This is a genomic window from Clostridium sp. HBUAS56010 (assembly GCF_007115105.1).
Classification (GTDB): Bacteria; Bacillota; Clostridia; order Lachnospirales; family Lachnospiraceae; genus Lacrimispora.
Map to the genome: position 1 here is coordinate 66,376 of NZ_SULJ01000003.1, position 15,169 is coordinate 81,544.

At 39.2% G+C, this 15,169-nt stretch carries 15 protein-coding genes; 4 read left to right on the top strand and 11 right to left on the bottom strand.

Annotated elements, in window-relative coordinates; translation table 11 throughout:
* Positions 1-102 precede the first annotated feature (102 nt).
* Both FAY33_RS06970 and FAY33_RS06975 read left to right on the top strand, forming a co-directional pair.
* Positions 103-333, top strand: a complete 231-nt coding sequence (locus tag FAY33_RS06970; RefSeq protein WP_143320170.1) for a helix-turn-helix transcriptional regulator — start codon at positions 103-105, stop codon at positions 331-333.
* Positions 320-739: a hypothetical protein gene (locus tag FAY33_RS06975; protein WP_143320171.1), complete on the top strand. Its 420-nt coding sequence runs from the start codon at positions 320-322 to the stop codon at positions 737-739. The genes FAY33_RS06970 and FAY33_RS06975 overlap by 14 nt, the downstream gene beginning before the upstream one ends.
* A gap of 163 nt (positions 740-902) precedes the next feature.
* Here FAY33_RS06975 and FAY33_RS06980 read toward each other — a convergent pair whose 3' ends face one another.
* On the bottom strand, positions 903-2,654 hold the full coding sequence (locus FAY33_RS06980; RefSeq protein WP_143320173.1) for a Na/Pi cotransporter family protein: 1,752 nt from the start codon (positions 2,652-2,654) through the stop codon (positions 903-905).
* A 735-nt stretch (positions 2,655-3,389) separates the two neighbouring features.
* Here FAY33_RS06980 and FAY33_RS06985 point away from each other — a divergent pair.
* Together FAY33_RS06985 and FAY33_RS06990 are read left to right on the top strand one after the other, a co-directional pair.
* Positions 3,390-4,298 carry a YafY family protein gene (locus FAY33_RS06985; RefSeq protein WP_143320175.1) on the top strand — a complete coding sequence of 303 codons (909 nt, stop codon included), beginning with the start codon at positions 3,390-3,392 and terminating at the stop codon, positions 4,296-4,298.
* A 164-nt stretch (positions 4,299-4,462) separates the two neighbouring features.
* On the top strand, positions 4,463-4,801 hold the full coding sequence (locus tag FAY33_RS06990) for a nuclear transport factor 2 family protein (RefSeq protein ID WP_185967543.1): 339 nt from the start codon (positions 4,463-4,465) through the stop codon (positions 4,799-4,801).
* Between the two features lie 162 nt (positions 4,802-4,963).
* On the opposite strand, the gene FAY33_RS06995 is transcribed toward FAY33_RS06990, so the two are convergent.
* The 10 genes from FAY33_RS06995 to FAY33_RS07040 form a co-directional block, all read right to left on the bottom strand.
* A complete protein-coding gene (locus FAY33_RS06995) occupies positions 4,964-5,809 on the bottom strand; it encodes a MerR family transcriptional regulator (RefSeq protein WP_143320177.1) in 846 nt (281 codons plus the stop codon).
* A gap of 143 nt (positions 5,810-5,952) precedes the next feature.
* Entirely contained in the window at positions 5,953-6,660 is a 708-nt protein-coding gene (locus FAY33_RS07000; protein WP_143320179.1) for an alpha/beta hydrolase, read from the bottom strand.
* A 503-nt stretch (positions 6,661-7,163) separates the two neighbouring features.
* Positions 7,164-7,817: a hypothetical protein gene (locus FAY33_RS07005; RefSeq protein ID WP_143320180.1), complete on the bottom strand. Its 654-nt coding sequence runs from the start codon at positions 7,815-7,817 to the stop codon at positions 7,164-7,166.
* Between the two features lie 217 nt (positions 7,818-8,034).
* On the bottom strand, positions 8,035-9,402 hold the full coding sequence (rlmD, locus tag FAY33_RS07010) for a 23S rRNA (uracil(1939)-C(5))-methyltransferase RlmD (RefSeq protein ID WP_143320182.1): 1,368 nt from the start codon (positions 9,400-9,402) through the stop codon (positions 8,035-8,037).
* A 205-nt stretch (positions 9,403-9,607) separates the two neighbouring features.
* Positions 9,608-11,284: a DEAD/DEAH box helicase gene (locus FAY33_RS07015; protein WP_143320184.1), complete on the bottom strand. Its 1,677-nt coding sequence runs from the start codon at positions 11,282-11,284 to the stop codon at positions 9,608-9,610.
* A gap of 218 nt (positions 11,285-11,502) precedes the next feature.
* The gene (locus FAY33_RS07020; RefSeq protein ID WP_143320185.1) at positions 11,503-12,096 is read right to left on the bottom strand and encodes a cytidylate kinase-like family protein; all 594 of its coding nucleotides are present in this window, start codon (positions 12,094-12,096) and stop codon (positions 11,503-11,505) included.
* A 16-nt stretch (positions 12,097-12,112) separates the two neighbouring features.
* Complete coding sequence (locus FAY33_RS07025; protein WP_143320187.1) at positions 12,113-12,775, bottom strand: amino acid ABC transporter permease; 663 nt, start codon at positions 12,773-12,775, stop codon at positions 12,113-12,115.
* Entirely contained in the window at positions 12,772-13,503 is a 732-nt protein-coding gene (locus FAY33_RS07030; protein WP_143320189.1) for an amino acid ABC transporter permease, read from the bottom strand. Before FAY33_RS07030 ends, FAY33_RS07025 begins: the two co-directional genes overlap by 4 nt.
* A 24-nt stretch (positions 13,504-13,527) precedes the next feature.
* Positions 13,528-14,403, bottom strand: a complete 876-nt coding sequence (locus FAY33_RS07035) for a transporter substrate-binding domain-containing protein (RefSeq protein WP_185967526.1) — start codon at positions 14,401-14,403, stop codon at positions 13,528-13,530.
* A gap of 43 nt (positions 14,404-14,446) precedes the next feature.
* On the bottom strand, positions 14,447-15,169 hold the full coding sequence (locus FAY33_RS07040; RefSeq protein ID WP_185967544.1) for an amino acid ABC transporter ATP-binding protein: 723 nt from the start codon (positions 15,167-15,169) through the stop codon (positions 14,447-14,449).

Sequence of the window (15,169 nt, forward strand, 5' to 3'; positions counted from 1 at the left end):
AACTTCATTTTTTGTTGACATCAGCAGCTTTGTATGATAATATGAAGTCAGCTTCATACGAAGCACACTTCACATAAAGCTTATTTATATTAGGAGGCATTTATGAAAACGAAAGTGAAAGAAATGCGTTTACGCACTAAAATGACTCAGCAACAACTGGCAGACTTCGTTGATGTGTCTGCACGCACCATTATTTCTATTGAAAAAGAGCAATATAATCCATCGCTTATGTTGGCTTACCGCATGGCGGAAGTATTTGGTATGACGGTGGAAGAATTGTGCTGTCTTAAAGAAAATAAAGAATTGGAGGACAAAAAACATGAAAACGATTAAAAGTACAAGACATTTTTTTGCAGGTATGATTACCACCGCTTTGGCTATTACCTGTTTTTTGGTGATTTTGTTTAAAGGATATGAGGCTAGATTTCTTACTACAGGTTTATTTCTACTGACCTGGTCTGTCACGAACTACTTCCTTGCTTTTTCTAAAACAACCATTTCTAAGGATATACTTGGAAAAATGGATGAACGAGACAAATATATCACAATGAAAAGCGGGAAGATGTCCATTCAGATTTTGAATTACCTTATATGTGCCGTCTGCCTGCTCAGCATAATTCTATATGGACTGCTTCATCTTTCTATTTTCATCACGGTATCCGCTACTCTTTCTGGTGTCTTGATTGCCCTGTTTATTATCACGTTATGCGTGAATATTTATTATGAAAAGCATGAGTAAAGAGTTTTAGTGGGCTGGATTTTGTGCTAAAACAGGTTTTTCCCAGATTTGCATTGACTTTCCCCTGCCTATAACAGTAAGACAAGGATAAAAGACAGAAAAATACCGTCCTTCCAATTTCAACGTTCAAAGTGGAAAAGACGGTATTTAATTTTAAAGGTTTTTATTTTTTCGGATTAGATTCCACAGAAGGCTTACGGTCTTCCTCTTCTGCTTCTTTTGTTTCCTTTTCAATGGATTGCAATGCTTCTGTTTTACTTCCAGTAGTGGACCGAATGGAGAAAGCAACATTTACAATATGATCCGATATTCTTTGTAATGAAAACAGAACGGAATAAATGCTTTTTGATACTTCAACAGGATACATTCCGGAACTCAGGCGTATTACATGTTCGTTACGTGTCGTGGATATCAGTCTTTTTATTTCTTTGTGAAGGTTTGAAATTTTTCTAAAACTATCCGTTTTACGTTTTGTAAACGCATCAAAGCCCAAATCAAACATTTCGGATATATCCCCGTAAATCTGGTTAAGCTCATCCTTGGTCTGATCTAAAAACTTCACATTATTTTCCTTCATGTAACTGGTTTCTTTTACCAAAAGAACTGCATAATCCCCTAATCGTTCAATGTCATTTGTTACATGATGCAATCCGCCGATCAACTTTTCATCATCAGCAAATTTAGTAACTGATGAAATTTTAATAAAAAAGCTTGTAAGCTTATTTGTCAAAAAATCAATCCGATATTCAACATCGGCAATCTTTTTGCTCTCACTCATATCTTCGTTGACCAGGGAAGTAAAGGAACGATCAATATTTTCCTTTGCCAGAATCGCCATATCATGCAATTCCTTCAATGCCTGTTCAATGGCAACCGCTGGAGTCTGCAGGAAACGTTCATCAATATATGACAATTCCTCCAGTTCCTGATGCTTATCTTTGACCAGTCTTGTCACCAGATTAACCAAGGGGTCCAAAAACACCAGCAGTACCAGGGTATAAAGTGTATTATAAAGCAGGTTGAACGTTGCAAGGCTAAACTGTGGTTTTCCAGGGAACAGACCTTCAAACAGGCTGCTGACCGGTGCTCTGAAAAGAACCAGTATAATGGAAAAAGCGACCGCTCCAATTGTGCTGGTAATCACATGGAACAATGCAATTCGTTTTCCATTGGCATTGGTAGACAGAGAAGCCATAATGCCGTCACTGCAGGTTCCTATATTGGCACCCATTACTAAGAAAAATGACTGGTCAACATTACGGATTACTCCCGTTGCCAGGAACGCTATAAAAACACCAGTTGCTGCTGTGGAGGACTGTATAATACCAGTAAAGAGAATTCCTAACAACACCAGCAAGATGGGATTTTGCATAATTTCATATTTAAATATTTTGGAAAGCTGAATGCTCAGCGTTGAATCTGCCCCGCCGATTGCGGTTTCCATTACTTCCATTCCAATAAACAACATTCCGAATCCAATTAAAAATGGCGCAATCTTATTCAGGGTTTCGTTACCGGTGGAAAAAACGATGATGACACCGACAAATGCAACCGCTGCAAAAACAGAACTGATGTTAAACCCGCCTTTGCTTATGCCTGAAAGGGCAAAGATAAACGCAGTAAGGGTTGTACCTACTTTTGCCCCCAAAATAAAACCCGAGCCTTGCTTGACTGTTACAATATTGGCATGGGCAAGTCCGACTGTCATGATGGAAGAAGCGGAGGATGATTGCACCAGTACGGTAGCACCGATTCCGATTCCGTAATTAAAGACTCTGTTTTTGTTGATTCTCTTAAAAAGATTTCGTATTCCTGATCCTGCGCTTCGTTCTAAGCCAGAGCTCATCTGCTTCATACCGAACATAAAAACAGCGACTCCACCCAACATAAGCAGTAAATTCATTAATATTTCCATTATTCTTTTCCTAATCTGTATTATTTATTTCTTGTTTTGTATTTCCAGCAGCCTATATTGCGCATATCCGGCAGCCAGTTTCATATTGTACCGAGACAGATTTTCGCTTTCATACTGCTCAAGTTCACAAATTGAATGAATAAATCTTTGTATATTTGCATTATGTGTTCCTCTGCAACTTAATATTTATTATTTTCTCACCCAGCTATCCTTTTTTGTAATAACACATAGCGGAATATATTAATTTTTTGAATCCACCGACTCACCTCCCTGGATTATTCGCCATTTATATTATATTGTCTATTACAATGATAAGTAGGCAATATTAGCAATTTTCATTCATAAGATCACACATGATATTGTGTTTATAATGTACTTATTACAGATATAGATGATATCAACACCATAAACTCAATGTCAATTTCAAAAAACCACGAAACTTCTAGAAAGCTATCATAAGACAACGGAATCCTCTGATGATAAGTTTGAATTATACCATTCCATGATATTCAAATGATTTATAATAAGTTTCCCCTTAATAATATAGCTTAAAGAGGACAAGCATACAAGCAAAAAGCGCCAAATACTTACAAAATAACCGAATTTTTTTAATAAAATCGAAGATTATGGTAATTTCAATTTCTATTATATAAAACAATATGCTTGTTTCCAGTTGTAAAACATGCCATACTGTTGTCAAGTTCTATATTCTATCATGTACTTGAGGTGATTATTATGCAAATAAGCAGACTCTTTGAAATTGTATATATTCTTTTAAATAAAAAAACGACTACAGCAAAAGAACTTGCCCAGAGATTTGAGGTCTCTGTGAGAACCATTTATCGGGATATTGATACATTATCTTCGGCAGGCATCCCCATTTACACAAGTCAGGGAAAAGGCGGCGGTATATCCTTGCTGGATGATTATGTTCTAAATAAATCCCTTCTTTCAGAATCGGAACAAAATGAAATATTATTTGCTCTGCAAAGCTTAGCCATAACTCAAAATCCTGAAATCCACAAAGTTCTTTCAAAATTAAGCAACTTGTTCAATAAAAGCACGACCAACTGGATTGAAGTGGATTTATCGCCCTGGGGAAGCGATAACAATAAAACCTGTGAATTTACACTCCTGAAAAATGCTATCCTTAACCATCAAATCATTGAGTTTACTTATTTTAATTCTTCCGGTAAGAAATGCGTTAGAAAAGTGGAACCCCTAAAGCTTATTTTTAAAGTCCATGCATGGTACCTCCAAGGGTTCTGTCTAACTAAAGATGGGTATAGAATTTTCAAAATCTCACGAATGTCCAATCTGGAGATAACACAAGATTGCTTTACAGATAGAGAATTGGAAGAAATGACTGCAGATCATAGGGAGAAAGACTCTCAAACCTTCATTGACGTGCAATTAAAGATTACTCCCCAAGGAGCTTATCGGGTGTTTGATGAATTTGAAGAAAAAGACATAACCATAAATCAAGACGGCTCTTTTACCGTCATGGCTTCGTTACCAGAAAGTAAATGGCTGTTTCACTATATTCTTTCTTTTGGAACTGATATTGAAGTATTGGCACCAAAAAGCCTACGTGAAATGATTGAAGAAAAATTAGATGAAATGATTCGAAAATACAAAAAGTAAAATCATAACTTGACCCAATGATGTCAGGTTATCCTCAGTATAATCAGGATATGGTAAAAACAACCTGGAAAGTCTGGAAAAGAAAACTGTACCAGCTTTATTGGATTACTCCATTTTGGTATTTACTAACAATGAAAGCCCTAGAAGAAAGAAGGAAAATAACAATGAAATTACAATTACCTGAAGCAATTGAAACTTACTTTCAGGCATCAAACTCTTATGAAAGCAGTCTGCTCGCCAAGTGTTTTACAGAGGATGCCATACTCTATGACGAAGGGTTGGCCTTTCACGGTCCAACTGCTATAGAAGCACATATTGTAGAAGCAAATAACAATCTACTCGTTAAGACTGTTGTTACAAATGCGGTAGAAAAAAATGGACAGACAATTGTTACTGCTACAATTTCCGGTAATTTTGACGGAAGTCCGGCAGCACTTGATTTTTATTTCACCATGGAAGGACAGAAAATTTCTACGTTGAAAATTGTTTTTGCCGGGGAATGAGAGCGCAGGCGGGCTACTTTAATAATCCTGTCTTTTTCAGCAGCAGGAGGTATGGCTCATATTTCTCTTATGCAATATTGTACATTTAAAGGTGGGGTAATTCATTTACCCCACCTTTAAAAAGTCTCTTTCCTGTTTTACAGATAATCAAATAAACTAAATTTAATTTAACACCCCATAATATTCCTGTATGGCCTGGGCAATGTATCCTGTAGTTCCAATTCCATACTGCTTATCTGTAGCTTCTGTTAGTTTTGAATGATGTAAATAGTCGTTTGCCAATTCCAATAGTATATATCTTGCATTATCAAGCCCAAACATAGCCTTATAATTTTCTGCAAGTTTTTCGACTGCTTCCATCGCTATGTCTGTATTGCCCGTTTCCTTAGCCAGTGAAAACTGTTTATAGGTTTTGTCGATTTTATCCTGTTGTTTCTTAAGTTCTTCTTCATTTCCCGTCGATTTTAGACTTGCTTCTAGCGCCTTATCCTTGCTTCCATACATTTTAATCATATGTGCATTCAATTTTTCGTCTTTCAAATTTTGGGCTAAAAAAGTACGATAATCATCAACGCTTCCAAATTTATTGATAATGGCTTTCATCGAGTCCTTTCCCTGTAATTCCAGTGAATGATCTATTATCTTTTTTACATCCTCATCATTAAATGCTTCAAAATTCATAGTATTGACTCCTTTCATCACGTCATTTATTAACTCAATAATTCCATTTAAACGATTTCGTTTATGCTCCAGTAAGGACTTTTGAGTTAACAAAATCTGTTCTTTATCATAATTGGGATTATCCATAATTTTTTTAATATCAATTAATGGAATTTCCAACTCTCTAAAGAACATGATTTCCTGCAACTTCTCCAATGCTTTGTCATCATACTGCCGATAACCGGCTTCTGTTAATTTCGTAGGTTTTAATAACTCTATTTCATCATAATACCTCAGTGTTCTTATACTTACTCCGGTTATCTCTGATACATCCTTGACGGTTTTCATTGCTTCCTCCTTTCTGTTCCATCCTAAACCGTTACGCAGCGAGAGAGTCAATACTAAATTTCAAAAGCAAGAGGCTAAGTCTACATGTCATCAAAATTGACCCAAAACTTAGCCCCTTATTTTTCTATTATTTTTAATGTATTCTATATGCGAATTGATTTTCGAATCCATTCCCTATAAACAGCCAGATCTTCTTCCCCATGGAAATAATGCTCTGAACTATCCGAAATAGAAAGATTACAATGAAAATTTTTACAAAAGGATGCAAGTATATCATACTCACAAAGTTCATCCTTTTTTCCATACAAAATTGATGTTGGCGTATTCCATTTCATAATTGGATTTTCCATAACATACTGATAATAATCCCAATACAGTATTTGACCAATCGGAGTAATAACTTCCTTAGTTCTGCGCAACTGTTCTTCTGTCACAGCAAACCTTTGCATCATATTTTGGATTACTCTCTTCATATCCACTACTGGAGAGAGAAGCAGACTTTGCTTTAACCTCTCATTCTTATAAGCCAGGAAACTAAAATAGGCACCTATACTATTTGCCCATAAGCTGATTGTGTTCGTCCTTGAAGATGCAAATGCAAAAACTTTCTTTAAATCTGAAACACAATTTTCTACCTTAAAAAGTGTCGGCTTATCTTTTCTGTCCCCATGCTCGGGCAAATCAAAGCTAAGTACCTGATAACCTAATGGAACAACTTCTTCCGCAAAAATGCAGATTGGTATATCCGCTTTGGATGACATATTACCATGTACTGCAATGAAGATCTCTGTTTTTTCCTCTCCCCATAAAAGAGCAGGGATTCCTTCTATTACTATATTTTTCTTTAACATATTTCCTCCTTATTACAGAGGAATTACCCTCCGTAAATCTTTGCCTGCACTCTTTTTATGCATCTCATAGTCTCCTTTCTCAATTGATTATATAAAATATCAAATGCAATTTGATACTACATAAGCTGTTTTGTTTTTGCTGAGAATTTCTTCTCTTACTATGAATTTTTATGAGATTTTATTATATCATCTATATTTCCGTCTAAAAACCAAGGCGTAAACCGGCTACTTTTGTGCCTGATTTTTGCCCACTCAAGGAAAAAAGTTTAATTATCTACCCTATCAATATGTAAACATAAACTTATAAAAATCAGGAACATGGATCATGAGATTATCGGATATAAAATTCATTTATAAAATCCCTAATAATAACGTTTTTTCTGGAAAATGTAATATACATTTATGATGAATTTGATTTGAAATGACTCTTCCGAAAAATCTATAATAACTGAATACCAAAACCAACTTCATCCATTATTTTATCAAAGATTAATTTATTGTGCTTATACGACAAGCAATGGGAATTTTCCTAAGCTACCATAATCAAATATATGATCTTCTTTTAAATCCATTTCTACATAATGATAAGAAATCCATTCGTTAAAGAAAATGCCAAATTGTTCAACAAATTCATATGCCTCCAATGCCTCATCTTTCAAACTGAGTGTTCTCTCCAATCCATTCTGTGAATCCACAATAACTTTTGACTTCTCAATAACTGCTATCTTCTTTTTATATTCATTGCTGTTTTTTAAAAGTTCTTTTGCTTGTTCTATTTGAAAACTGCCATTATAACTATAGTAGTTTATATCTTCATTAGGAACAAATGATTCTGGATCATCATAGTCATATCCTTCCGTTAGTCCTTCTTTATTAAAATAGCTCGCAAAGCTGACAATGCATTGATTCTTATCATAAATTTCATATGACCATCCATGATCTTCGGCATTTACATAGAAAACCAATGGTTTAGTATTATATGTGAGCAATTGTTCACAGCAATTGAATTCAGATATTTGATCCTGTTCAATCACAAATGTAACAATGCCATCTTTCTCTGGAAAAACATAACCATGTAAATTTGCATCTTTTAATAATTCTACTGCATCTTGCTGATTGGATGTGATTAAGTGATAACTTGTACTGAATTGACTCATTCTTTTTTTCCTTTCGTCTTGTTCAAGATATTAATTGTCATCTGGCTTCACTATATATAAATTTGAGTTTTTTCACTTTTTATGATATTATAAAACCCGCTTTTTCAAAACATTCATTTCTCTTACCCCCCCCGGTAACCGGAAACATATTGCGCCCCAATTAACCACAAAAACACACCTACATATCCCGCTAGAATCCCCGAACCCCTTAGATTTACTAGGCTTTCCGCTCCAGCAATACGACGGTTTCAACATGTCCACTATGCCCAAACATATCGCACCCTCTTACTTTCACCACCTCATACCCATTCCCCGCAAGATACTTCAAATCCCTTGCAAGTGTTGCCGAATCACAGCTCACATACACCACTCGTTTCGGTGCCATTTTTACGATGGTATCAAGGCAGACCTGGTCGCATCCTTTCCTTGGAGGGTCAACCACAATCACATCCGCATAGACTTTGTTCTTTTCAAACTGTTCCGGCAGAACCTCTTCGGCCTTGCCTCCAAAGAACTCCACGTTCTCAATCCCGTTGATCTTTGCATTCTCCCTTGCATCTTCAATCGCCTGGGGCACAATCTCCACGCCATAGACCTTTTTCGCCTTCTGCGCCAGGAACAGGGAAATGGTTCCAATTCCGCAATAAAGATCCCAGACGGTCTCTTCTCCTGTAAGACCGGCATACTCAAGAGCGGTGCCATAGAGCTTCTCAGTCTGAACCGGATTTACCTGGTAAAAGGACAGGGGGGAGATCTGATATTTCACATCCCCGATATAGTCAATAATATATCCCGGTCCATACAGATTCTCCACCTGATTTCCCATAATGACATTGGTTTGTTCCCGGTTAATACTAAAAGAAATACTCTTCATACCTGGAATCTCCAAAAGCCTCTTTACCAGTTCCTCACTGTGAGGAAGAGTCTTTCCATTGATCACCTGGCATACCATCAGCTCCCCGGTCTTAAACCCTTTGCGGATTAAGATGTGACGGATCAGCCCTTTCTGTGTTTCCTCATCGTAAGGACGCAGGTCGTATTGCTCCATATAAGCCTTCATACGCTTTAATACAGCCTGATTCTCTTCTATTCCCAGTAAACAGTCGTCACAGGGAATAATGGAGTGAGTACGGCCTGCATAAAAACCGGTAATCAAATTCCCTTCTTTATCGGTTCCCCATGGAAACTGTGCCTTATTCCGGTATCTCCATGGCTCGTCCATTCCCATTATGGGAAGCATGGGAATATCCGTAAATCCGCCGATTCTCACCAGATTGTTGTAAATCTTGTTCTGCTTGTAGCGGAGCTGTTCCTCATAATCCATTGATTGAAGCTGGCAGCCCCCACATTGCCTGGCAACCGGGCATAATGGCTCCACTCTGTTTTCGGAAGCCTTTATAATCCGTTCCAATCTTGCGAATCCATAAGACTTTTTCACTTTCATTGCCTTTGCCTCTACCTGGTCTCCAATTACTGTATCTTTAATAAACCAGGTAAATCCGTCGGTCTTGCCGATTCCTTCGCCTGTTTCACTCATATCCTCTATTGACACTTCTATTTTGTCATTCTTTTTCCATTCCGGCATAATTTCCTCCACTGATTCAGACAGCTTCTCTGCAATTTCTCTGTGCTTCGTCAATCCTATTTTGCATTGACTTTCCTGACTTATTGTAACTTTTTTTTCAGCAGGAAGCAAGCGGCTGTTTTAAATCCCTTTTTTATATTCCTGAAAACGAAAACCGGGCAGAGAAGAAAAACAATCTTTTCTTCTCTGCCCGGTTTTCGGAAATTTACCTGCCTTTTCCGTTGGCTTTTTCCATATGGATATTCTTTCCCTTGATCTTAACATCTTTCATGGCTTTTAATACCACATCTGCGTTTTCTCTTGGGACTTCTACGAATGTATATTTGTCATACATGTCGATGCTTCCAACCATCTTACCAGGCATACCGGATTCTCCGGCAATGGCACCCAAAATGTCTCCAGGTCTTACGTTCTGATTCTTTCCGATGTTGATGAAGAGACGAGCCATGTCTTCTCTTTCTCTGGAAGAATCTCCTCTTGAACGACCGTTTCCATTTCCGCCTCTGCCGCGTCCACGTCCGCTGTTGCCGTAGAAACTTTCCAGATCATCAAGAGAACGTGGTTCTCTGGTGTCAATCACATCTTCATTGTCTTCACCCATGGTCATCTTCAAAAGAGCTGCTGCCAGATCAAGAGAGGTGTAATCCTCTTCCAGCAGTTTCTTTTCAATGATGTTGACCATCTTGCTTAAGTCCATCTCATTGATGGTGCTGGCTACGCTCTCTAATACCTTATCTACCTTAATGGCAGTTACGTCATTGAGAGAAGGGATTGCCTGAGGCACAATCTTGGTCTTGCAGTAACGCTGGATGTCACGGAGTTTATAAACTTCCTTGCCTACCACAAAGCTGAATGCAATGCCTTCGCGGTTGGCACGTCCGGTACGTCCGATTCTGTGTACATAATACTCATCATCCTGAGGAAGATCATAGTTGAATACCGCTTCTACGTCGTCTACGTCGATTCCACGGGCAGCTACATCTGTTGCCACTAAAATCTCTGTCTTACCGTTACGGAAGCTGTTCATGACCCTGTCACGCTGTATCTGCTTCAAATCACCATGAAGTCCTTCTGCAAAATATCCACGCCCCTGCAGTGCCTGTACCAGTTCGTCAACCTGCTTTTTGGTGTTACAGAATGCAACGGAAAGCTTTGGTGCGTACATATCTAACAAACGGCACATAACTTCTACTTTGCTCTTTGGTTTTACTTCATAGTAATACTGGGTTACTCTCGGTACTGTCAGTTCCTTTTTAACCACCTTTACGGCTACCGGTTCCTTCTGGAACTTTCTTGCGATATCCATAATTGCTGATGGCATGGTTGCTGAAAACATAACCGTCTGGCGTTCTTCTGGAAGCTGACTTAAAATGGTTTCCATATCTTCTAAGAATCCCATATTTAACATCTCATCCGCTTCATCCATAACTACGGTATGAACATTATCAAACTTCACAGTTTTACGGCGCATATGATCCATCACACGTCCCGGGGTTCCGATAATGATCTGAGTTCCATCTTTTAAAGAACGGATCTGCTTTACAATATCCTGACCTCCATAGATTGGAAGAACTTTTACACCGTGCATATATTTTCCAAGCCGGCGAACCTCATCCGCTACCTGAATTGCAAGTTCTCTGGTAGGACAAAGTGCCACTGCCTGAAGTTTTTTTACCTTAGGGTCAATTTTCTGTAACAGGGGAATACCAAAGGCTGCGGTCTTGCCGGTTCCTGTCTGGGCCTGACCAATAATGTCTCTTCCTTCTACCTGGACCGGAATTGCCTGGGCCTGGATCGGAGACGCCTCTTCAAATCCCATATCTGCTACAGCCCGCAGAATTCTTTCATCCAGTTGTAATTCATCAAATCTAACTGTTTCCATAAATGATTAATTCCTTTCTCATGACCAGCCGGGTTCCTATGTTGCCGACGGCCGCACACAAACATTCGCAAACAAAACGAGAGGTATCAGGCACGTTTCAGACCTTCATCCTCTCGTTTCACACAAAAGTAAAGTATAGCAGACTTTTTTTCCAGTGTCAAGGGCGAAGACTTTTATTTTTCGCACCTGACTGGTAATTTTTTCCACTTTTCTTCTGCTCATTCCCCGTATAACTGGTGTACCACTCCGGCAATCAGCTTTGCTGTTCCAGTCACTCCAAGGAGAGAGGAATCAAGCATCAGATTGGTGTGTTCTGGATCATTTGGCAGATAGCCCGCATATTTTTTATGATACGTTCTTCTGGCTTTATCAACAGATACGATCATCCGCTTTGCCTCACTTACGGTCATTCCAAGAGAATTCACACAGTTCTCTACCCGCTTTAAGTAAGGCGCATAAATAAAGATGTTAATATTGTTCTTCTGCTTTTCCAAAATATAATTGGAGCATCTTCCTACAACAATACAGCTTGACTGTTTTGCAAGATCAAGAATAATGTCCTTTTGAACATCAAAAATAATGTCCTGCATATAGTCCTCATCAGTCCCAAGGGGAAACATATGGGATAGAAAGTTCTTAGACTTCTCCTCTTCGTTGCTGATTGTAGAAATAGGAAGATTCAGTTTTTTTGAAACCTCCTCCACAATATCACGGTCATAAAACTTTACCCCAAGCTCTTTGGAAAGTTCACGGGCAACAGAACTTCCAAGACTTCCGAATTCACGGGCAATGGTGATTGTAAACTTCTCCATTTAAAAGAATCCCTCCCTAGCCAGTTACAATGGTCTTCTGGTAATGCCTTACCACACTGCTTAACGCAAAACATACGGTGAAATAACAAAGGGCTTCAAACGCAAACAGCATAATCATACCCCTCACATCGTAAATACTTCCCATTACAACAGAACTGTTTCTCATTAACTCCGCTACGTCAACCATCTTTAAAAACGAGGTATCTTTAATAATTGTAATAACCTGGCTTAACAGAGCCGGAATTACTTTCTTATAGGTCTGTGGAAGTACAATATACCAGAGTGTCTGGACAAATCCAAATCCCTGGGACTGGGCACCTTCAAACTGACCTTTTGGTATGGAGTTAAGTCCCCCTCTGAATATCTCTGCCATAACGGCTGATGTAAACAGGGAAATAGCAAATACTGATACTCCAATCTTATTTCCCTTAACAGTAAAATAGATCCAGAGAATCCATAAAAGGTTGGGGGTACAGCGGAAAAATTCTGTATAAACTGCTACTAAGGCTCCTGCCCACTTCCATTTTCCACTTGCATAAGTACGAATCAGGGCAAACAGCGTTCCAAAAAACATGCTGATCACCGTAGAAAAGATGGCAATCAGCACCGTCATACGCAATCCCTTTAACATGAAGAGAACATTTGCCGGTGTAAATATCTGGTGAAATAATTCTATCATGCGACCTCCTCATCTGCTGTAATATCAAGCTTCTTTGCAGTTGGCACCCGCATGGAACGAATCTCTAAATAACGGGCAAGCCTTGCCAGCGGGAAACAGATGATGAAGTACAAAAGTGCACTGGTAAAGTACGCCTGTGCAAAATATCCCCGGTCTGAGCCCCAGGAATCCGTAAAGTACATAAGATCCATACCGGCGACCATTGCCAGAACAGAAGTATTCTTTACCAGTCCAAGTGCCTGATTGGCAAGAGGCGGCAGGATGATCTTCATAGTCTGAGGCAAAATGATGTGATACATGGTCTCCAGATAGGAAAAACCCTGAGACGATGCTGCCTCAGACTGTCCCTTTGGTATGGCTTCAATTCCGGTTCTTATAACCTCCGCGATGTAGGCACCATGATAGATTCCCACACCAATAACTCCTAAAATAAACTTTGGGATACGAAAGCCTGAACTGGAAAACAGCATGGGCAGAACAGCGTAATAACACACCACCTGCAATGCCAGAGGGGTATTTTGTACTACTTCCACATAGATTCGTGATATAATACGAAGCGGCTTTAACCTGGATGTGGAGAATATACCAAATACCACTCCCAGGGCCAGCGATACCGCCAGCCCTACCAGTGATATTTTCAGTGTCATAAGAAAGCCTGGTATATAATAATCGGGAAATGCCTGAAACAGGGCACTCCAGCGTTTTACATCAAAAAGACCTTTTATCATGTCAATTTTCCTTTACATAACCGCTTACTGCAATTCCCATTTATCCTGAAGCGTCTTCATGGAGCCGTCAGAGATCATGGTAGTAACTTTATCTTCAACCAGAGACGCAAGACCTTCATTCTCCTTTGCGGAAGCAACGCCGTACTCCTGCTCTGCAAAACGGTCTTCTAAAATCTGGTTTTTATCATTTACATATCCGGATAAAATTGCCCGGTCAACGGAAAAGCAGTCAATCTGCTTGGTTGCCAGTGCCTGGGCAAGAGCTGGATATCCGTCAAATTCCTGGAATTCCGGTTTAACGTTAAAGCCTTTTTCTTCCACATATTTCTTAAATCCATCTTTTGTGTTCGCAGACTGGGCAACGCCTACAATCTTGCCATCAAGTCCCTCAATGGAAGTGATTCCGGAATCTTTATTTACCAAAAGACCAACTGCATCGGTGTAGTAAGGAGTTGAGAAATTATAAGTTTCTTTTCTCTCAGGAGTGATGGTAAAGGTAGCGATAACCAGATCAATCTCTCCATTCTCTAACAGAGGACCTCTTGTTTTTGCAGTTACGCCCTGGAATTCAACCAGTTTCTTCTCTTTTGCTTCCTCAGGGGTACAGCCAAATATCGTGCCTGCGATCTCATAAGCCAGATCATCTTCAAAGCCTTCGTACTCGCCAGTAGCTGTATTTTGTAAACTGAATTTTGGAATGTCGGACTTGCATCCAACCTTTAAGGTTCCACGGTCAATAATCTTCTTCACGTCTGCAGTCACACCGTTTGCTGTATCACCGGCTTTTGTTTCTCCTGCTGATGCAGCAGCCGTTGTTCCCTGTTCTGGTTTGGAACCGCATGCAGTCAGTGCTGCAGCCATGGTAATTGCAAGTGCAAATGATAATATCTTTTTCATCATCTTATATTTCCTCCTCAATCATATTATTATATTAAACAATTCCCTAGTGCAGGATCTTGCTTAAAAACGCCTTGGTTCTCTCATGTTCCGGTGCTTCAAAAAAGTGTTCCGGTGTTCCCTCTTCTACAATATAACCGCCATCCATGAAAATAACACGGTCTGCTACCTGACGGGCAAATCCCATCTCATGAGTAACGCAGATCATGGTGATATTTTCTTTCGCCAGCTCCACCATAACATTTAAAACTTCCTGAACCATCTCCGGATCAAGGGCAGAAGTCGGCTCATCAAATAAAATCAAGGGCTGTTTTGTGCATAAAGCCCTTGCGATTGCCACTCTCTGCTGCTGTCCGCCGGAGAGCTGTACCGGATAATTACCTGCTTTATCCTTAAGTCCTACCCGTTCAAGGCATTTGATGGCATTGGCTTTTGCTTCTTGCCTGGAAATATGCTGCAGCTTAATGGGTGCCAAAGTAAGATTTTCTAAGACAGTCAGATGGGGATATAAATTAAATTGCTGAAAGACCATGGATGAATACTTTTTTGCCATTTCCAGATGATTCTTTCTTGTAACTTCCGTACCTGCAACGGTGACTTTTCCGCTGGTAGGTTCCTCCAGGTAATTAATGCACCGGATAAAGGTTGATTTTCCCGAACCAGAGGGTCCAATAATTACCAGCTTTTCTCCTTCTTTCACGGTAAGGCTGATATCTTTTAAAACCTCCAGGTCGCCGAAGTTCTTTTTTAAGTTCTCAACTTTCACCAT